The sequence below is a fragment of the Cupriavidus sp. PET2-C1 genome (assembly GCF_054515855.1).
Genome location: NZ_CM137260.1, coordinates 1,204,232 through 1,222,748 on the forward strand (window position 1 = coordinate 1,204,232; position 18,517 = coordinate 1,222,748).

The window sequence follows — 18,517 nt, forward strand, 5'->3', positions numbered from 1 at the left end:
ATGCGGATCGCTTACGACCACAGGAAAAGACAAACATGGAGCTAGTAGTGAGCATCGATAGCATCATGTCTAGAAAGCTCGTCACCGTCGTGTTCGACGACACGTTGGCAACGATCAAGAATATCTTCGACGAGGCAAAGTTCCACCACGTGCTCGTCGTGGAAGACGGGAAGCTGCACGGTCTTGTATCGGACCGCGATCTGCTGCGAGCCATGAGCCCGTTTATAGGCAGCACGGTAGAGTCGGCCAGGGACGTCAACACCCTCAAGAAGCGCGTGCACCAGATCATGACGCGCAAGCCGGTAACGCTGCGCCCCGAGGCCGGGATTGCTGATGCCATTGCGCTATTTCTTGCCCACCAGGTCTCGTGCATTCCCATCGTCGACGAGCAGTTTCGGCCGGTTGGCATCGTGAGTTGGCGAGACATCCTGCGATCGCTGGCGGCAAGTGATGCCCCCGGTGACAGTCAGGCCGCCTTCGCCCCAACCGACCAATAGTAAGCCGGTGCCGTGCCGTTGATGCTGTGATCCCCAACCACCCTTGCCTTGTAGATGGTCGGATTATGCGAAGCCAGCGTGCGGGCATTGCGCCAGTGGCGGTCCAGCCGGCGGCCTTCGTCCAGCGCGGAAGCGCCGCCGATGTCGAACAGCCGTGTGGCCGCCGCCAGCACCTGGTCCGCGATGCCAACCTGCGCCCTGGCGGTACGCAACTCCACATCGTCCAGCAAGCCGACCGGCACGGCTTTGCCGCGCTGGCGCAGGCGATCGATCTCACCCAGGCCTTGCGCCACGGCGGCGACGGCGGCAGCTGCCACGAACGCCGTGCCGGCCAACTGGCCCACCACCTGCTGCACCAGCGGATCCTCGGCTGGCGTGCGTCCGCTGCCGTGGCTGTACACCCGCTTGCGCGCGCGCACAAAGGCGGCCGCGTCGCGCTCGATGGCCCGGGCGATGCCGGCCAGCGTCGCCAGGTGCACCAGCTGGAAGTAAGCCGTGATGGACGTGGGCACATTGCGCGGGAAGCTCAGCACCTGTTGGCCGGACACCGCGACACCGCGAAAGCGTGTGGTGCCGGAGCCGGTGAGGCGCTGGCCAAAGCCCCGCCAGTCGTCGATGCGGTCGATGCCCGCCGCATTAGCCGGCACCAGCACATAAACGGGTTCAGCACTGCCCTCGCGGCTGGCGCTGACGGCAATCCAGTCGGCATAGAGCGTGCCTGTGCTGTAGAACTTCTCACCGTCGAGGCGCCAGCCTTCGCCAGCTGGCGACAAGGTGGTCTTGTGCTTGCCTGGCGCGCCGTCGCCAAGCTCGGTCGTGGCGTTGCCGAAGATCGCGCCCTGCGCGACGAGCCGCAGCCAGCGCTCCCGCAGTTCGGGCGCTATCTCCGCATAAAGCCGCTCGACAAAGCCAAAATGGGCGCGCAGGATCTGCGGCAAGTTGGAATCCGCTTCGCCTAGTTCGATCAGCAATGCAAACAGTTGCTCGACCGAAGCGCCCAGCCCGCCGAGCGCCACCGGCACGCGCAAGGCGCCGAAGCCGGCATCGCGCAGCAGGGCGACCGCATCGAAAGCAAGCTCGCGCTCCTGTTCGCGCTCAGCCGCGCGTTCAGCGATCTGCGCAAAGACCGGGCGGAAGCGGACGGAGAGATCCGCCTGGGAAGGATTGAGTTCTGGCATGCGTTTGTTGTCTGGGTTTAGATAGCGATGGCAAACACAGGAGGCTCGCCAGCGGCGGCGTCGGGGTCGTCCGGCTCGCCGGGCTTGTGCCGGTTAGCCCGCAGCTCACCGATCTGGACCAGAAGACATTGATTGCCGCGGCTCTCCCCTTCAAGCCGCGCGCTGCAGCGGCAATTTGCGGCTGGCTTCGAACAACGGCGCGCAACGATCCGCGGCCAGGCGAATGCGTTCGGCCAGCGCGGCGCTGCTGACCTGGTAATTGTGGAAATCCCCCGGGCTGCCGTACACGCCGATGGGCAGCGTGAGCGCCTGCAGGAAGCCGAACAGCGGCCGCAACTGATGCTCCAGCACCAGCGCGTGGCGGTCGCTGCCGCCCGTGGCCCCCAGCAGCACCGGCTTGTCCACCAGCGCCTCCTGCCCCACCAGGTCGAACAGATGCTTGAAGTGGCCAGGATAAGAACCGCGATATACCGGCGCGGCCACCACCAGCAGGTCCGCGGACTCGATGGCGACCAGCTCGTTTTCGATCTCGGCCGGCAGCTCTGCGCGCGACAGCGCCGCGCCCAGCGGACGCGCGATGTCGCCCAGGTTGACGATATGGCTTTGCAAATGCAGCCGGCTATCCAGTTCCGTGAGCAGTGCCTGCACGAGCGCAAGCGTGCGCGAGGGCTGCTGCGCGCTACCGTTGACGGCGACCACGTTCAGCGGTGTAGCCATGGGAAGAACCTCCTGTCGATATCGATGGTTTGTGGATTCACGCGCGGGGCGCAATTCGTTGCCGGCAATGCATCAGGCACCATGCTCTTTGCCTGTGCGCCATTCCTGGCGCGGATCTGCACCGTTCTCCCGGAGCACACTGTCGATCTGCTGTTGCCGGTGCAACAGTGTGGAGAGAGGGGCGTAGCCACCGCAGCCGTCTTAGGCAAGCGCTTACAAGTCCCCCACGATAACGCAACGGCACTGGCCATCGAAGGACGATTTTCGTCTATGCATAGACGCGCGAACCCCCTTCCAGGCTGCTGACAAACCTGAAGCACCAGCCGAAGCCGCCGAACAGGCCAAGGCCACGCTGCGTTGCGCGACGCGCATGATTTGCCCGGGTCCACGCCGCCGGCATGGAGCGCGGGCCGGGCACGGCCAGCCAGCCTTAAGCGTTCCTTAAGCCGCTGTGCACTATCCTTGCCGCATCGCCAGAATCCAACGCTCCCGATGTCGACGCTCCTTGCCCTGAACCTCACGCTGTTCCAGCGCCTGAACGCCCCCGCAGGGCTGTCTGGCGCCGGCCTCTGGGTGGCCGCCTTCCTCGCCGAAGGGCTGATCGCGGCCGCGCCGCTGGTGCTGGCCGCGGGCTGGCTGCGCGCGCGGCCGGGCGAGCGCCAGATGGCGACGAGCGCACTGGCGGCCGTGGCGCTGGGCGGGCTCTGCTCGACCCTGTTCGGCCTGCTGCTGCCGATGCCGAGGCCCTTCATGGCGGGCATCGGGCATACCTACCTGGCGCATGCCGCCGACCCCTCCTTTCCGAGCGACCACGTCACGCTGCTGGCCACGCTGGCCTTCGTCCTGCTGCGCGCGCCTGGCAGGGCCCAGCGCCTGAGCGGGGCCGGCCTGCTGGTAGCCGCGGCCCTAACCGGCTGGGCCCGCGTCTTCCTCGGCGTACACTTTCCACTGGACATCGTCGGCGCATTTGCGATAGCGGCATGCTGCGCGGCCGTGGCTACGTCTGCCTTCACGCGCCCGCTGCTTGCCGCTGCCACGGCGCGCGCGGAGCAGCTTTACCGGCACCTGCTGGCCTACCCCATCGCACGCGGATGGCTCAACCCATGACATTGGCTGACACGATGCCACCCCTTGCCACCGTTGGCGCCCTGCCGTCAACGCGCGGTGCCGACGCCAGCCTGGCCATCAGCGGCCTCGAAGGCGCTGGCCGCGGGCCGTTCAGCCTCACCATCGCGCCCGGCAGTTGCGTGATCCTGTCCGGCGCGTCCGGCGCGGGCAAGAGCCTGCTGCTGCGCATGATTGCCGATCTCGATCCCAATCGCGGGCAAGTCCGGCTAGGCCAGTCCCCGCGCGAGAGCATGAGCGGGCCGGCTTGGCGGCGCCAGGTCATGTACGTGGCGGCCGAATCCGGCTGGTGGGGCGACGACGTGCTCGAACATATGACGGACGTGCCGGCCGCCAAGGCGCTGCTGGCGCGGCTGCGCCTGCCCGCGGACATCCTGCAGGCGCCCGTGAGCCGCCTGTCCACCGGCGAGCGCCAGCGCCTCGCGCTGATCCGCGCACTGGTGCGCCGTCCGCGCTTCCTGCTGCTGGATGAGCCGACCTCGGCGCTGGACGCCGAGACCACGTTGGCCGTCGAGGCGCTGCTGCACGACTGCAAGGCACAGGGGCTGGGGCTGCTGATCGTCTCGCACAATCCCGCGCAGGCGGCACGCCTGCAGGACCGCCACTATCGCCTCGGCGCCGCCGGACTGGAAGCGGTGCCGGCATGAGCCCGATCCCGCTCACAGCCTATGACCTGGCGCTGGCCAGCCTGCTGGTGCTGGCCGGCGCGGGCGCCTCGCTGGCGATGTCGCTGGACGTGCACCGCAGCCTGCTCTGGGCCGCGGGCCGCATGGTGGTGCAACTGCTGCTGGTCGGACTGGTGCTGCGCACGGTGTTTGGCTTGTCGTCGCCGCTGGTGACCGCGCTGACGGTAGCCGCCATGATCGCGGCCGCCGCCCGCGAGGTGGGCAGCCGGCAGGAGCGCCGCCTGGCGGGGCCCTGGCACGCAATGATCGGCGCCGCCGCCGTGAGCCTGCCGACACTGCTGGTGACCGTGCTGGCGCTGACCACGGCCTTGCGCCCGACGCCCTGGTACGACGCCCGCCACGCGATCCCGCTGGCCGGCATCATCCTGGGCAACGTGATGAACGCCGCGAGCCTGGCCCTCAACGGCGCCTTTACCGCGGTCTGGCACCAGCGCGCCGCCATCGATGCGCGCCTGGCGCTTGGCGATGACCGCCAGGCGGCCCTGCGCGTGATCGTGCGCCAGGCGGTGCGCAGCGGCATGCTGCCCACCATGAACACCATGGCGGCGGCCGGCATCATCACCATGCCAGGCATCATGACCGGCCAGATCCTGGCCGGGATGGACCCGATCGCCGCGGCCCGGTACCAGATCCTGCTGATGTTCCTGCTCGCCGGCGGCAGCATGCTGGGCGTGATCCTGGCCGCCACGCTGGCGGTCCGGCGCCTGACCGACCACCGCCACCGCCTGCGCCTGGACCGGCTGCAACGCCGTTGACCCCAGGGCACCCACTCATCACCAACCAAGGAACCATGCCATGCGCCTGCTGCTGGTGGAAGACGACCCGATGATCGGCGAAAGCGTAGAGGAAGGCCTGCGGGCCGAAGGCTACGCGGTCGACTGGGTCAGGGATGGCCGCCTCGCCGATGCCGCGCTGGCCGCCAATGCGCCCGGCACCTACGACGCCGTGCTGCTCGACCTTGGCCTGCCCGGCCGCTCCGGCGAGGCGGTGCTGCGGCAACTGCGCGCCCGCGGGCTGGCGCTGCCGGTGCTGATCCTGACCGCGCGCGACGCCACCGCTGACCGCGTGCGCGGCCTGGATGCCGGCGCCGACGATTACCTGGTCAAGCCGTTCGACCTCGACGAGTTGTTCGCGCGCATCCGCGCCTTGCTGCGCCGTAGTGCCGGGCGCGTCAGCACCGAGCTGGCGCATGGCCCGGTGCGCCTGGACCCCGCCACGCGCGAGGTGCGCTGCGCCGGCGAGATCGTGGCGCTGTCGATGCGCGAGTTCATGGTGCTGCAGGCCTTGATGGAGCAGCCGGGCCACGTTGTGACCCACGAGCGCCTGCGCGAGGCGGTCTACAACATGAACGAGGAAATCAGCAGCAATACGGTGGAAGTCCATATCCATGCGCTGCGCAAGAAGCTCGGCGCCGACTTTATCCGCAATGTGCGCGGTGTCGGCTACAAGCTGGGCGGCCCGGCATGAGAACGATACGCGCCCAGTTGCTGGCCGGCCTGCTCGGGGCCATGCTCGCCTGCGCCCTGGTGGCAGGCGCGGCCGCCTATTTCAAGGTGCGCCGCGAAGCCAGCGAGGTCTTCGATGCGCAACTGCAGCAAGCGGCACGCATGCTGCCGGCACATCTGGAGCGCGACGCCACGCCGCCGCTGGGCGGCGGCGAACTCGACGAGGAGATCGTGGTGCAGGCCTGGGATGTGCAGGGCCGCCAGATCTACGCCTCGCACCCGGTCACGCTGCCACGCGCGGACCTGCCGGGCTTTCATGACATGAAGGCGCGCGGCAGCGAATGGCGCATCTACGGCGTGCTCGCCGGGGATCGCTATGTGCAGGCCGCGCAATCGGTCGCGTTCCGCCACAAGCTGGCGGCCTCGCTGTCGCTTGGCGCGCTGCTGCCCATCCTGGCGCTGGTGCCAGCGCTTGGCTTGCTGATCCACCTGGTGGTCAGGCGCTCGCTGCGCCCGGTCGAGGAGATCGCGCGCGCGGTCGGCAGCCGCTCGGCAGACGCCCTGGCGCCGCTGGACGCGCACGGCTGGCCGCCGGAATTGGTGCCGGTGGTGGAAGCCCTCAATGCCCTGCTGGCCCGCCTGCAGCAATCCATGGACACCCAGCGCGCCTTTGTCGCCGACGCCGCGCACGAACTGCGCACGCCGCTCACCGCGCTCAAGCTGCAACTGCAGCTGGCCCTGCGCGCCGACAGCGAAGACAAGCAGAAACTGGCGCTCGCCAAGCTGGGCGAGCGTCTGGACCGCACCACCCACCTGGTAGCGCAATTGCTGACGCTGGCACGCAGCGAGGACGGCGCCCCTGCCACCCAGGCCCCGCTCGCCGACGTGAGCTTGCGCGACGTGGCGGTGCAGGTGGTGCGCGAGCTGCTGCCCATGGCCGAAGCCAAGGATGTGGACCTCGGCCTGGACGCGAGCGCGCCCGAATGCCAGGTACGTGGCGTGGGCGGCGATCTCTTCATCCTGCTGCGCAACCTTGCCGACAACGCGATCCGCTATACCAGCCCGGGCGGCCGGGTCGACCTGCGCATCGAATGGCGCAACGGCGCGCCCATGCTGGGCGTGAGCGACACCGGCCCGGGCATCGCGCCGGCCGAGCGCGACAATGTGTTCCGCCGCTTTCATCGCGGCGACGCCAGCGACGCGCATGGCAGCGGACTCGGCTTGGCGATCGTGCAGAGCATTGCCGCGCGCCATGGCGCCACGGTGTTGCTGGAGGACGGCCCGGCGGGCCGCGGGCTCACGGTGGCCGTGGTATTCCCGGCGCAAAGCGGTGCGTGAAAGGCAGCGCCGGTCGTGCACGGCTAGACTTCATTCTTCTCCGGAGCCCCGATGCCTCCCCAATCCGACTCTCGCTCCCCTGCGTTCTTCGCCCGGCAGGTGGCCGGCCTGCCCATCGCCCTGTGGCTGCTTGCCGGCCTGCTGATCCTGCTGCTGTGGTTCGGCACGCTTGATTTTCGCCACTTGCTCAGCTCCGATGAAGGCCGCTACGCCGAGATCTCGCGCGAGATGTTCGCCAGCGGGGACTGGGTAACGATCCGCTATAACGCGCTCAAGTACTTCGAGAAGCCGCCTTTCCATATGTGGGTGACGGCGCTGTCGTATACCTTGTTCGGCGTAGGCGACTGGCAGGCACGGCTGTGCGTGGCGCTGTCCGGCATGGTTGGCCTGATCGCGTCGATGTTTGCGGCAACGCGCTGGTACGGCATTCGCGCTGGCCTGCTGACCGGCCTGGTGCTTGTGGCCGCGCCGATGTGGAGCGTGGCCTCGCACTTCAACTCGCTGGACATGACGCTGTCGGGCGCCATGGCCTGCGTGCTGGCCTTCATGCTGGTGGCACAGCATCCCGACGCAACGCCTGCGGCCCGCCGCTACTGGATGTGGGCCTGCTGGGTGGCCATGGGCGTGGCAATCCTGAGCAAGGGGCTGGTAGGCATTGCCCTGCCCGGGCTGGTGCTGGTGATTTACACCCTGATCTCGCGCGACTTCGGCCTGTGGCGGCGCCTGCACCTGATCTCCGGCATCGTGCTGATGCTGATCGTCACGGTGCCCTGGTTCTGGCTGGTGTCGGCGCGCAACCCAGAATTCCCGAATTTTTTCTTTATCCACGAGCACTGGCAGCGCTACACCTCGACGGTGCACTCGCGCGGCGGGCCGGTCTGGTACTTCGTGCCGTTGCTGGTGGGGGGCTTCGTGCCCTGGCTGGGACTGGCGCCGCGCATGTGGGAGGTGGTCCGCGACGATGGCGCCGCGGCGCGCGCTGCGCCGATGCGGCGCCTCCGGCCGGCGCTGTTGCTGGCCGTGTGGGCCGTCGCCATCTTTGTCTTCTTCAGCCTGTCCGGCTCCAAGCTGCCCGGCTATATCGTGCCGGTCTTCCCGGCGCTCGGCATGCTGGCCGCCATGGCGCTGGAGCGCATCGGCGAGCGCGGCTGGCACCAGCAGCTCAACGCCATGCTGGTGATCATGGCGATCGGGTTGCTGGCCAGCCCGGTGGTGGCCACGCTGCATTCCAACCACACCGCGACCGCCGACTACCGCCGCTACGCGGTCTGGGTAGCCGCCGCGTTTGTCGTGATGCTGGCGGGCACGTGGCTGGCGCGCCGGCTGCTGCGCACCCACGGGCTGATGCCGAGCATCGTGGTCTACACGCTAGCGCTGTTCACCGGCTTTACCACCGCGCTGCTCGGGCACGAATCGATCGGCGGCCCGGCCTCGGGCGCCAGCCTGGTGCCGGCCATCCGGGCGGTGCTCAAGGATGACATGCCGATCTACGGCGTGCGCACGCTGGACCACACCCTGCCGTACTACCTGCGCCACACCACGGTGATGGTGGAACACCCCGACGAGCTGGAGTTCGGCACCCAGCAGGAGCCGCAGAAATGGCTGCCGACGCTCGACAGCTTTATCGCGCGCTGGCGCGAGGGGCCGCCGGCGCTGGCGATCATGTCCGCCGATACCTACCGCGAGCTGACCACGCGCCAGGTGCCCATGCACCTGGTTGCGCAGGACCAGCGGCGCATCGTGGTGGCCAATTTTCCGGTGCCGCCTTCGCCTGGCCGCTGAACGCCGCGAACGGTCGATGCGCAGCCCGGCATCCTGCCGGTCAGCATGACCCGCGCAGCGGATAGTGCCATCGGCATAGACATCGGCATCGGCGCTCACCGCGCTCAGGCCGGCGCCATCAGGTCTTCGAGGAAATACGCGGAGAGCTGATGGCGCCCTTCCAGTTGCGCCTTGGCGTAGACATTGGCGGCATGCTGGCGCACCGTCTTGGCACGGCTCTCGCGCAGCGCCGCGATCTCTTCCAGCGACAGCCCCTTGACCAGCAGCAGCGCCACATCCTTTTCCGCCGGGGTCAGCTTCCAGGCCTCGAACTGATCCTGCATCAGCTGCAGGAAATGGCGCGTCGAAACGCGGGCAGCGTCGCCGCGCTCGGCCATCGCGCGCTCGCGCGCGTGCGCCGCGTTGCGCAACTCCGCCAGGTCACGCGCGGCGCGCTCCCGTTCCCGCACAAACAGATAGAGGATCCACACGAAGACCAGCGTGGCGATGGCTTCCGTCACCAGGTGGTAGTTGACGCCGCCGGTGAGGTGGATCTGACTCAGGTCCCAGGCCTGGTAGGCCGGGAAGAAGGCGAGCAAAAGTAAAAGCTTGGGCGACATGGGGGATGGATTCCAGGCATGCGGACAACGAAGACCCGCTCGCGCTGACGGCACGAAAAACGAAATGTAACTGATTCTCGTTACCAAGAAAAGCGCAACGTGCGGCGTCGCCTCGGCCTGGCAGGAAAAGTTATCTATCCGCTACCTATCGGTACCGGGACATATGTCCCGCAGCCCTTGCGCAACGCCCGCAAGGCCAATGCTCACGCGGCAAACCGCCTGTGGACGCAGGGCAGATGTCCCACCCGCGCGAACTTCCGTTGAATACAAGAATGATTCGCATTAACCTCCGCTGTCTTCTGCTCCGAGGGTATTGCCAGCCCTCTGCGAGCGGGCTCTTCACGCTCTGCATCCAGCCAACTTTTCCGCGAGTTTCTCTTTCATGTCACGTGCTTCCCGTCCCGGCTTCGTCCCACGCCCACACGCCATTGCGGCCTTGGCTTCCGCGCTGATCGCCGGCCTGCCGCTGGCAGCGCGGGCGCAGGGCGCCCAGACTTCGCAGGCCGAACAGACCTTGCCCCAGGTCACTACCTCCGCCGGCAAGGTGGCGCCCGGCAGCCTGCGCGACACGGTGACGACCGGCACCAAGACGGACACCCCCTTGCGCGACATCCCGGCCGCCATCACCGTCATTCCCGACAGCGTGCTGCGCGAGCAAGGCGCGGTGGACATGAACTACGCGCTGCAGAACTCCGCCGGTGTGCAGCCTCTGCTGGCTGGCGGCTACGGCTTCGCCAACAACTACACCATCCGTGGCCTGGGCATGCGCTTCCTGCGCGACGGCTACCTCGACGGTCCCACCCAGAACGGCTACTACCGCACCATGTACGACGTGGACCGGATCGAGGTGCTCAAGGGCCCGGGTTCGGCGTTGTACGGCTCCGGCCAGCCCGGCGGCACCGTCAACGTCGTCACCAAGGCGCCGCTCGCCAAGTTCGGCGCGGAGATCGGTGCGTTCGGCGGCAGCTTCGGCACCTGGGGCACGTACGTGGACGTGGGCGGGCCGGTCAGCTCGCAACTCTCCACCCGGCTGATCGCCGACGTGGAAAGGAGCGACGGCTACCGCGGACTGTCGCGCGACATCAAGGAGGTCTCGCCCTCGCTGAGCTGGGCGTATGACAACAACAAGACGCTGACGCTGGATTACGACCACCGCGATATCCGCATCAAGCCGGACAACTACGGCATCGTGTTCAATGCCCAGGGCAACATCGCCTCGGCCCCGCGCGACTCGCGTTACTACAGCCCGTTCAACGACACCCGGCAGACCATTGACCGGGTCACGCTGAGCCACGACTGGCACATCGACCCCGCGCTCAGCATGCGCACCGCCTTTATCTACGACGAGCGCGGCCTGAACATGACGCGCAATGCCGGCGGCAACGGCGGCAATGCCGCCAACCAGATGACCGGGCGCGCGGTGCGCACCCAGGTGGACGACAGCCAGTTCGCGCTGGTGCAAAACGAACTGGTCTGGAAGACCCGCACCGGCCCGGTCGATCACACGGTGCTGTTCGGCCTGGAATACTCCGATACGCGCATCGACACGGTCCGCACGGGCTACAACCTGCCCAATATCCTCAATATCAACGCGCCGGTGGTGCCGGAGACCACCCTCAACGGCCTCGCGCCGGTGCCGGCGCAGGGCTTCAACCGCAAGCTCAAGCAGGAGGACTTCGGCGTCTACCTGCAAGACCAGCTGGCGCTTGGCGAGCAGTTCAAGCTGCGCGCGGCGGTGCGGACCGACCGTGTCAAGTTCAGCGACGTGGGCACGCAGGGCGTCGCCTTCCGCTCAATCGGCGACACCCAGAACCTGACTTCCGGCTCCCTCGGCGCCGTCTGGCAGCCCCGTCAATCGCTGTCGTTCTATGCCGGGGTTTCGACCAGCAAGTTCATCAACGTCTCCACCGAGCCTGCGGCCCTGAGCCCGCAGCCGGAGAGCGCGTTGCAAAAGGAGATCGGCGTCAAGGCGGACTTCCTGGACGGACGCCTGCAGACCAACGTCGCGCTGTTCGAGACCGAGCGCAAGAACTACTACATCACGCTGCCCGGCGCGCTCAACCCAACCCCCGACGGACGCGACCGCTCGCGCGGGCTGGAGCTGGAAGTCACCGCGCGGCCCGTGGCCGGCTGGTCGGTGCTGGCGAACTTTGTGGTGCAGAACGTCAAGGTCGAATCCGGTGCCCTGGCCTCGAACACGCAGATGGGCGTCGCCAACCGCAGCATCGCCGGCACGCGCCCGACCGGCGTGGCGCGCACCGGCGGACGCCTGTGGACCACCTACGACTTCCAGCAAATGGCGCTGCACGGCTGGGGGGTCGGCCTCGGCCTGACCTATAAAGGCGATAGCTACGCCGACAGCCTGAACCTGTACCGCGTGCCAGCCTACGTGGTGCTCGATGCCGCGGTCTACTATCGCCAGAAGACCTGGGACGTGACGCTCAACCTGCGCAACCTGACCGACAAGACCTATTACATCTCGCCGACCTTCTCCGGCGCGCTCCCGGGCGACACGCGCAGCGCGATGCTGACCGCACGCTATCGTTTCCAGTAAGGACATGATGATGATGATGATGACCACCTTGGCTCATAGCACCCATAGCGTCCGTAGCGCCCGTAGCGCCCGCCGCCGTCCGGGCGTGATCGCGCGCATCGCCCTGACGCTTGCCGGCATTGCCCTGGCGGCGCCGGCAGGCGCGCATTACCTGTGGCTGGAGCCCGGCAAGCCCCTCGCGCACCTCTATTTCGGCGAGTTCGAGGAAGGCTTGCGCGAACGCTCGCCGGGGCGCCTGGACGAAATGCCCGCGCCGCAAATCAGCGCCCCGGACGGCGCCGGCAAGACCGTCGCGCTCGATGCCACCCGTGGCCCGCAAGGCTTCAGCTTTGCCATGCCGGCCCAGCGTGGCGCCGTCGTGGCCAGCGAGGGCCGGTACGCCGTAAAGGACTGGACGCATGCGGGGATCGGCGTGGTCAAGCCGATGTTCTATGCCCGCCTGCTGGGCGAGGCCAAGGCAGGCATGCTCGCGGTGCCGCCCGACACGATCCAGGCGCTCGATATCCTGCCGACGGGCAAGGCCGGGGAGTTCCGCGTGGTGTTTCAGGGCGCACCGCTTCCCGCGACCGACGTGCGGATCATCGCGCCGAATGCCTGGACCCGCGAAGTGGCGACCGACAGCCAGGGCCTGGTCCGCTTCAAGTTCCCGTGGCGGGGCCAGTACATCCTGCACGTCATCCACCTGGAGCGCACGGCAGGCACGTTCGACGGGACGCCCTACGCAGCCATCCGCCATCGCGCCACGGCCACCTTGACGACCTCCGGCGGCGCCCGCACCGAAACCCCGACGACATGGCGCGCCTCGCCAACGCACTGACGCGCCTTCGGCAAGGTGCAGCAAGGTCGCGCGTGAAGACGCTGCCAGCACAATGCTGAAGATCGCCCGGCGCGCCGGCACCGCCCTTGCCCCCGGCGGCATGGCGCGCGCCGCCATGCAAGGATTCATCTGGGGAGACGCTGGCAAAGCCGCCGCGCAAGACATTGCGGCGAGCGGGCTTGCGGCTTCCATTGCCCGGATCTCCGTATTGCTGGTGATGCGGCAGATTCCGTCGCGGCACGCCACCGCCGAGCAGATCTGCCGGGAAATGATGCTCTCTCGGTACCGCACACCGGTCTCGACCTTCAGGACGGCCATCTACGAGCTGACGGTTTCGGGGCTGCTGTGGCGCGTATCCGCGCCCGGCAGCGACCATTCCCTGGTGCACTACTACGAACTGGCCGACCGCCCCCCGCATGAGCACCTCTATTGCATCCAATGCCACCGCATGGAAGAGGTCTTCGACGAACCGCTGATGGCCATGCAGCGCACGCGTCTTGCCGCGCAGAGACTGCGGCCTGCCAATGTGCGCAATGCGCTCATTGGCCGATGCAAGGATTGCACCGGCCACAAGGCGCGGCAGCAGGACTGAGGGCGAACGCCAAAGCGCCGGAACGCTAGCCCGGCAGGGCTCAGTCGCGTCCGGTTGCCTTGCGCCCCATGACCTGGTGGATCCAGAACAAGGCACAAACAACGACGCCGCCGCCCCAGTGCAGCCACTCCGTCGCGTTGCGCAAGGCTTCGCCATTGAAGTAATAGAGGCCCAAGCCGGTCGCGACCAGCAATGCCACAACGCCCCCGAACAAGCCGCCCGCAAGGCGATTGTGGCGCCGCGTCCAGCAGTACCGGATGTGCACCGACCAGATGACACCGAGCAGGAATGTCACATAGAACGCTGCGGCCCCGTGCACGCGCATGCTCCAGGCCTGCCACGGCGCGATAGTTTCCGGCTCGAACTCCATAAAATGCACAAGCAACCATGCCAGGCCGGTCAGCAGCAGTAACGCGAACGCCGCGTACAAGGCCCAGCGCCGCTGGCGGCTGAGGCGCAAGGTCCGGTGCAACTGGCGAGAAGAGATATGGGGATTCGACATCGGGCCGGAATGACTGGTAATTGCTGAACACGGAACCGCAAAGCGCTAACCGCCTGGATGGCCATCGCGGTAGAGCAAGGTGCGAGCGCCATATCGGGCCAGCAACGGATGCTCTGGCGCGCGGCAGGCCAATACTACCTTGGTCAGGGCATCGGCAAACAGGCACGATGGCGCCAGCACGCTCGCGCCGGCGCCAGCAGCCAGCGCGTCAGACAAGTGCGGGCTGTCTATGCGCGGGGCCGAGCCTGGTTCCGGCCACAGGCCGCCCACGCAGGAACTCGCAAGCGCCGCATTGTCGAGCCGCCAGGCCAGCGCGGTGCGGGCTGGCGCCCCCGGCTCGCGCAGCGCGACCACAGCCGGGGCGGTGCCGGCATGGCGCATGTCGCCGCCGGCGTTGACCAGCGCGTAGTCGAGACCGAGACCGCCCAGGGCCTCGACCGCGCAGTCCACCGCATAGCCCTTGGCAATGCCGCCCAGGTCGAGCTGCAGGGGCCTGTACTTGCGTACCTTCGTCCCTTCGATGACCCACGCGCGGCCGCCAGCGACGCGCATCCCTGGCGCGCTGCGCTCGCAGTCGAACGCACCGTCACTCTCGTCCTGCAGGCTGGCGGCGACGGTAAGCACGGCCAGCGTGCGCGCATCCATCTCCACCGGCTGGCCCACCCCGGCTGCGTTGAAACGGCCGATGTCGCTAAAGCGGTCGTGGCGGCTCATCAGCCGCTGGACCTGTGCAATCTGGGCAAACGCGGCACATACTGCCTGTGCGGCGCCGGTGCCGCGCACGTGGATATCCACCAGCGTCCCAAGCAGCGGGCGGGCGCGGCGGCAGGCGGCAGCGTGGCTCACGAAAACGTCACTCCTCCATTCCCACCATTCCCACCAGTCCTCCACGCCTTCATCTCTTTACAAGTGCCATTTGCGCCATCACCACAATGCGCCGGATCCCGTCCGTGATGTGCGTGCACGACAGCGTGGCGCCGCTGATGTTGTCGATGTCGTCCCCGATGCGCAGCGACGCCTGCGCGGACTTGCCGGTGAACTGGCTGCGCCAGGGCTTGTTGCGCACCTCGTAGCCGTGGCTCTCCCGATAGGCCAGGATCTCCACGTCGCGGATCTCGCCGGCCGGGCCCAGGGCAATCGCATAGTTGATCAGCTCGAACTTGCCGATCACGGCGTCGGCCACGACAAAGCCGAGTACATTGCCGCCCTGCCTGGCCTGCCAGATCCGCCATGCGCCCATGCGTGCCGGCCCGCCGGCGCGGTCCGCCAGTTGCCTGAGCTGGTCCGGATTGAGCGCGGCCACCATTGGCACGAACTCGGTGGCGTCAGCGAACATGAGCTTCTGGCTATCGGCCACGCTCATGTATTCCGCCGCGTGCACCTGGGTGACGACCACCCCGGCGCACGCCGTGGCTGCGGCGCAGACCAGTGCGGTAGGGACAGACCGGTAACGCATGGCATCCTCCTTGTAAGCGGCAGGCGCCGCGAGCAGGCGTTTAGAAATACACGCCCAGGCCAAGATCGATCCGCGTGAAATCGCGGTTGATGCGGAAGCGCTGATAGTCGATCTTGAACACGACGTTCGGGTTCAGGTAAAAATTCAGGCCCGCCGTCCACACGATATCGTAGGGCTTGGGGAAGACCGCGCCCGTTGCCGTGACCGGCTGGCTCGGCGTGGCCGAGAAGCCCGGGGCAATGCCTTCGTACCTGGCGCCCATGTTGTAGCGCTCGAAACGCACGAACGGCACCGCGCGATAATTGCCGTGCTGCCACACGTTGTAGGCGGCCTGCAGGTACCAGCCATAGAAGGAGGCAGGCATCGGGTTGGCCGTACCCGGGAACTGCGCGTTGACCTGGGCCGTATTGCTGATACTGCCTTGCGCGTAGAGGGCTGACAGGTCCCATTTGCCCGGGTTCCAGCGTGCGTGGGTCTCCCACAGCGTGGAGCGCTGGCTGCCCGCACCCGCCGCCGGGTTGGCGTTGCCGGTAAACACCGAGCCGCCCAGCAACAGCGAGGACACGCCACGATAGTTCAGCGAGATGTATTGCGCGGCATTCTTCGCATTCGCCAGGGACATTTCCTGGTGGGTCGCCTGCATCGGCGCCACGCCGTTGATCTGCAGGTCAAGCGCCGAACTGTAGAGCGGCGTCTCCGGCGTGAAATTCCACTTGGACAGGTCCAGGCCGGTGGTCAGCCCGACATTCCAGTCGAGGCCGAAATCCGTATTGCCATGCAGGGCAAAGCCGCCCTCGCGCCAGGTGCTCGGAATGATCAGGGTTTCGATGAAATTTCGGTAGACACCATAGTAGGCCGTGGGCTCGTGGTGCTCGTTGATCAAGCCCACAGGCATCAGGAACACCCCGGCCGTCATGCCGACTTTGTTGGTGAACATGTGATCGACGTAGAACTGCTCGACCTCGAACTCGCCCCGGTCCGAGGAGGACGCGATGGCATGCTCGACCTCGAACTCGGAGGCGAACCGGGTCTTCTCGTCGAAACGGTACCCGAAGCCAAAGACCGCCCGGCCGATATCCGCGCGCGTGTCGTTGGTATTGCGGCTGGGGCGAGAGTAGTTGATCTCGCCGTAGCCAAACACGCTCAGGTTATCCAGCGGCGATGGCTTGGCGGCTACCTGCTGCAAGGTCTCCTGCGAGGCCTGCAGCTGCGCCACCTGGGCGGTCTGGTCGGCCTGCTGCTTAGCCTGCGTCTGCTGCTGCGTGGCCATGGCGGTGTTCTGGTCCTTGACGGCCTTGAGTTCCGCCTTGAGGGCTTCGAGCTGGCTGGCCATGTCGTCGATCTTGCGCTCAAGCTGCTGCACCACGGCAGGGCTCACTGTCGCCGGCGCACCCCACACAGGTGTTCCCACCACGGCCAGCACAGCCGCGGCAATTGTGCTTCTCTTCATCTCACGCCCCCCTTTTTTTCCTGATTTCCTGATTTCCTGACTATTTGCTTTGTGTGGTAGCGACAACGGACCCCGCGCGCGTGGCGGCAACGCTGGCCGCGCTCGACTGGCACTGCGCCGGAACCGGATAGGCCGGCGGATTGGCAGGATCGAAGCCATCGGTCAGGGTGCACAGGAATCGCACCAGGTCGGCGATTTCGCTATTGGTCAGGTTGGGGGCCAGCGACGGGATGTAGGGCACCTCGGCCACGTTGACATTGGCGCCGTAGGCCGTTGGCAGGTCGTTGTAGGGAACATCGGGGGTGCCGTCGGCTTTGACGTACCAGCGGGCGGGATCGGTATCGCGCGTGATGTACCACGCCACGACCTCTTCCAGCGTGTTGAACACACCGTTGTGGAAATACGGCCCGGTCAGCGCAATATTGCGCAAGGTCGGCACCTTGAACGCACCGCACACGCTGGTGCGGCTGGAGAACTCGCTGCGCAGCGGGCCGCACAGCCCCAGGTCGAAGTAATCGTGATTGGGCGCGCCCAGCGCCCTGCCGTTCTTGGGAGCGTAGTCAAGGGTATTGCCATCGATGTTCGCGGCAATCTTCCAGTTACGCGGGATGCCGACATTGTCATAGCTGAAGTCGGTAAACAGCGCTGGCGTGGTAGCCGTCGGCGTGGACACGTGACAAGCCGTGCAGTTGCCTTTGGCCGGGTTGTTGAACAGTGCCAGGCCATTGAGCTCCTGCGGGGCCAGTGCCACGCTGCCCTTCAGGTAGGCGTCGTACTTGCTCGAGAAAGGATGGAAGGACGGGTCTTCCTTCTGGTATTGGGCAAGCGCCTGCCCGATATTGTGTAGGGTTGCCGTCGCATCCTTGACGGAATCCTGGCCGAAGACGGCCTTGAAATCCGCCAGGTAAGGCCGGGTCAGCAGCTTGGCCAGCACCTCGTCGGCGGATGCATTGGCCATTTCGAATGGCGTCACGAACGGCTGCTCGCCCTGGTCGGCAAGCGACGCCGACCGACCATCCCGGAAGAACCCGCCGACGGCCTTGCCGCCTGATGGGAAACTGAAAGCCGGTGTGAATTGCGTGTAGACAAGCGACGGCGCGTTGCGCAAGCCCTGCAGATCCATATTGGGGCCGCCCAGGGGCACGGCCAGCCCGTCATCGGCGGCATAGGCCCGGCTCTGCACATGGCAGGTGGCGCAGGATTGCTTGCCGGAGGCCGACAGTGCCGTGTCGGAGAAGATCTTCTCGCCGACCTGCGCCATGGCCGACAGCGAACTGGCGGCCGGCGTGGCGGTGCTGGACGATGTCGAGCTGCTGTCACTGCCGCCACCGCAGCCGGCCAGCAGCGCAAGTGCCAATGCCGCGCCAGCCCAGGCGCGCACAGCCGCCTCCGCGCAGTGCCGCTCACTGCGGCCTGTTCTTGTTGTCATGTCCCTGTGGCTCTGTCTTGAAGTGCGATGCTTGCGCGATCGGCGGGTCGTATCCGTTCCGAATCACGAATACGAACGATTTGCGTTATCGATTATATAAAGGAAAAAGCAAGCACCGCCAGCAGCCTTTCGCGCTTCAGCCGGACCAAGGCGAAAGTGTTGCATCGGCACAGCAGGCAATGGAAAAATCGGAAATTTTGATATATGGATGCGCGAATCAAGAAGAACTTGCAGACAATTAAAGTGCACTCGAATGTTCTTACGTAGAAACAAAACAAAGAAAGCCCAGCTAGGTACGCATTGATCACACGCATCGGATGCTAGAGGTGTTGACCACGACGCCGACCGCC

General features: G+C 66.7%; 18 protein-coding genes. 10 read left to right on the top strand and 8 right to left on the bottom strand.

The window, feature by feature from the left end:
* Positions 1-47: 47 nt before the first annotated feature.
* Entirely contained in the window at positions 48-497 is a 450-nt protein-coding gene (locus ACX12D_RS25400; RefSeq protein WP_459376220.1) for a CBS domain-containing protein, read from the top strand.
* On the opposite strand, the gene ACX12D_RS25405 is transcribed toward ACX12D_RS25400, so the two are convergent.
* Both ACX12D_RS25405 and msuE read right to left on the bottom strand, forming a co-directional pair.
* Positions 467-1,675, bottom strand: a complete 1,209-nt coding sequence (locus ACX12D_RS25405; protein WP_459376221.1) for an acyl-CoA dehydrogenase family protein — start codon at positions 1,673-1,675, stop codon at positions 467-469. The two genes, ACX12D_RS25400 and ACX12D_RS25405, sit on opposite strands and share 31 nt — an antisense overlap.
* A 150-nt stretch (positions 1,676-1,825) precedes the next feature.
* Positions 1,826-2,392 carry an FMN reductase gene (msuE, locus tag ACX12D_RS25410; protein WP_459376222.1) on the bottom strand — a complete coding sequence of 189 codons (567 nt, stop codon included), beginning with the start codon at positions 2,390-2,392 and terminating at the stop codon, positions 1,826-1,828.
* A 492-nt stretch (positions 2,393-2,884) separates the two neighbouring features.
* On the opposite strand from msuE, the gene ACX12D_RS25415 reads away from it, so the two are divergent.
* Genes ACX12D_RS25415 through ACX12D_RS25440 form a run of 6 tightly spaced genes read left to right on the top strand, consistent with a single transcriptional unit; the run spans position 2,885 to position 8,768 of the window.
* Positions 2,885-3,499 carry a phosphatase PAP2 family protein gene (locus tag ACX12D_RS25415; protein WP_459376223.1) on the top strand — a complete coding sequence of 205 codons (615 nt, stop codon included), beginning with the start codon at positions 2,885-2,887 and terminating at the stop codon, positions 3,497-3,499.
* Positions 3,496-4,164 carry an ABC transporter ATP-binding protein gene (locus tag ACX12D_RS25420; protein ID WP_459376224.1) on the top strand — a complete coding sequence of 223 codons (669 nt, stop codon included), beginning with the start codon at positions 3,496-3,498 and terminating at the stop codon, positions 4,162-4,164. Before ACX12D_RS25415 ends, ACX12D_RS25420 begins: the two co-directional genes overlap by 4 nt.
* The gene (locus ACX12D_RS25425) at positions 4,161-4,958 is read left to right on the top strand and encodes an ABC transporter permease (RefSeq protein WP_459376225.1); all 798 of its coding nucleotides are present in this window, start codon (positions 4,161-4,163) and stop codon (positions 4,956-4,958) included. The genes ACX12D_RS25420 and ACX12D_RS25425 overlap by 4 nt, the downstream gene beginning before the upstream one ends.
* Positions 4,959-4,998: 40 nt before the next feature.
* Positions 4,999-5,670 carry a response regulator gene (locus tag ACX12D_RS25430; protein WP_183036434.1) on the top strand — a complete coding sequence of 224 codons (672 nt, stop codon included), beginning with the start codon at positions 4,999-5,001 and terminating at the stop codon, positions 5,668-5,670.
* Positions 5,667-6,986: an ATP-binding protein gene (locus tag ACX12D_RS25435; protein WP_459376227.1), complete on the top strand. Its 1,320-nt coding sequence runs from the start codon at positions 5,667-5,669 to the stop codon at positions 6,984-6,986. The genes ACX12D_RS25430 and ACX12D_RS25435 overlap by 4 nt, the downstream gene beginning before the upstream one ends.
* 51 nt (positions 6,987-7,037) lie before the next feature.
* Positions 7,038-8,768, top strand: a complete 1,731-nt coding sequence (locus ACX12D_RS25440) for a glycosyltransferase family 39 protein (protein ID WP_459376228.1) — start codon at positions 7,038-7,040, stop codon at positions 8,766-8,768.
* 104 nt (positions 8,769-8,872) lie between these two features.
* Here ACX12D_RS25440 and ACX12D_RS25445 read toward each other — a convergent pair whose 3' ends face one another.
* Positions 8,873-9,367: a helix-turn-helix transcriptional regulator gene (locus ACX12D_RS25445; RefSeq protein ID WP_441631656.1), complete on the bottom strand. Its 495-nt coding sequence runs from the start codon at positions 9,365-9,367 to the stop codon at positions 8,873-8,875.
* A gap of 382 nt (positions 9,368-9,749) precedes the next feature.
* Between ACX12D_RS25445 and ACX12D_RS25450 the strand changes: the two genes are divergently transcribed.
* The 3 genes from ACX12D_RS25450 to ACX12D_RS25460 are packed head-to-tail and all read left to right on the top strand — an operon-like array spanning position 9,750 to position 13,330.
* A complete protein-coding gene (locus tag ACX12D_RS25450; protein WP_459376229.1) occupies positions 9,750-11,921 on the top strand; it encodes a TonB-dependent receptor in 2,172 nt (723 codons plus the stop codon).
* A gap of 4 nt (positions 11,922-11,925) precedes the next feature.
* The gene (locus tag ACX12D_RS25455; RefSeq protein ID WP_459376230.1) at positions 11,926-12,738 is read left to right on the top strand and encodes a cobalt ABC transporter substrate-binding protein; all 813 of its coding nucleotides are present in this window, start codon (positions 11,926-11,928) and stop codon (positions 12,736-12,738) included.
* A gap of 52 nt (positions 12,739-12,790) precedes the next feature.
* Positions 12,791-13,330, top strand: coding sequence for a Fur family transcriptional regulator (locus tag ACX12D_RS25460; protein WP_459376231.1), 540 nt, complete (start codon positions 12,791-12,793; stop codon positions 13,328-13,330).
* Between the two features lie 40 nt (positions 13,331-13,370).
* Here ACX12D_RS25460 and ACX12D_RS25465 read toward each other — a convergent pair whose 3' ends face one another.
* The 5 genes from ACX12D_RS25465 to ACX12D_RS25485 are packed head-to-tail and all read right to left on the bottom strand — an operon-like array spanning position 13,371 to position 18,167.
* A complete protein-coding gene (locus ACX12D_RS25465; RefSeq protein ID WP_459376232.1) occupies positions 13,371-13,832 on the bottom strand; it encodes a hypothetical protein in 462 nt (153 codons plus the stop codon).
* Positions 13,833-13,877: 45 nt separating this feature from the next.
* On the bottom strand, positions 13,878-14,678 hold the full coding sequence (locus ACX12D_RS25470; protein WP_459376233.1) for an FAD:protein FMN transferase: 801 nt from the start codon (positions 14,676-14,678) through the stop codon (positions 13,878-13,880).
* Between the two features lie 49 nt (positions 14,679-14,727).
* On the bottom strand, positions 14,728-15,288 hold the full coding sequence (locus ACX12D_RS25475) for an FMN-binding protein (RefSeq protein WP_459376234.1): 561 nt from the start codon (positions 15,286-15,288) through the stop codon (positions 14,728-14,730).
* 40 nt (positions 15,289-15,328) lie between these two features.
* Entirely contained in the window at positions 15,329-16,738 is a 1,410-nt protein-coding gene (locus ACX12D_RS25480) for a porin (protein WP_459376235.1), read from the bottom strand.
* A gap of 40 nt (positions 16,739-16,778) precedes the next feature.
* On the bottom strand, positions 16,779-18,167 hold the full coding sequence (locus ACX12D_RS25485; RefSeq protein ID WP_459376236.1) for a cytochrome-c peroxidase: 1,389 nt from the start codon (positions 18,165-18,167) through the stop codon (positions 16,779-16,781).
* Between the last annotated feature and the right edge of the window lie 350 nt (positions 18,168-18,517).